We start from the raw sequence: 559 nt of genomic DNA, 5'->3' as shown, positions 1-559 counted from the left end.
GGCGTGCCGCGCTCCGGGACCGCCCGGGACGCGACGCGCCCGCGGGCCCGGGCGGCGGGCCCGGCTTCCGACTGTCGGTGCAGGGTGGCACGCTTGTCCCGTGACCGAGATTGACGCAAACATCGATGCTCTCGTCCCCGCGTGGCTCACCCTCCCCGACATCGCCGAAAAGCTCGGCGTCGAGGTGACGCGCGTCCGGCAGCTGGTCAAGGAGGGCCAGCTCATCGCCGTACGCCGTGGTGAGAACCGCGCGCTGCACGTCCCCGCCGCCTTCATCGACGGGGACAAGGTCGTCAAGGGCCTGGTGGGCACCCTGACGCTGCTGCGGGACGACGGTTTCACGGTCGAAGAGATGCTGGAGTGGCTCTTCACCCCCGACCCCAGCCTGCCGGGCACGCCCGCACAGGCGCTGAGTGAGAACCGCGGCACGGAGGTGAAGCGCCGCGCCCAGGCGCTCGCCGTCTGACCCGCCCGCACCCTCCGGCCGGACCGTCCCCGACGGACCCGGCGGGACAGGCCGTCCGGCGCCGCGCGACGGCGCGGCGCCGGACGCCGGGCC

1 protein-coding gene is annotated in these 559 nt (G+C 74.6%); it reads left to right on the top strand.

The genetic code is table 11. The features are described 5' to 3' along the window. The first annotated feature begins 100 nt into the window (after positions 1-100). A complete protein-coding gene (locus tag G3I53_RS21760; protein ID WP_164332751.1) occupies positions 101-466 on the top strand; it encodes an Rv2175c family DNA-binding protein in 366 nt (121 codons plus the stop codon). Positions 467-559: the final 93 nt, after the last annotated feature.

This window comes from Streptomyces sp. SID14436, assembly GCF_010548465.1.
Lineage (GTDB): Bacteria > Actinomycetota > Actinomycetes > Streptomycetales > Streptomycetaceae > Streptomyces.
The sequence above is the reverse complement of the archived record's forward strand: the minus strand, read 5'-3'. Positions and strand labels throughout refer to the sequence as shown.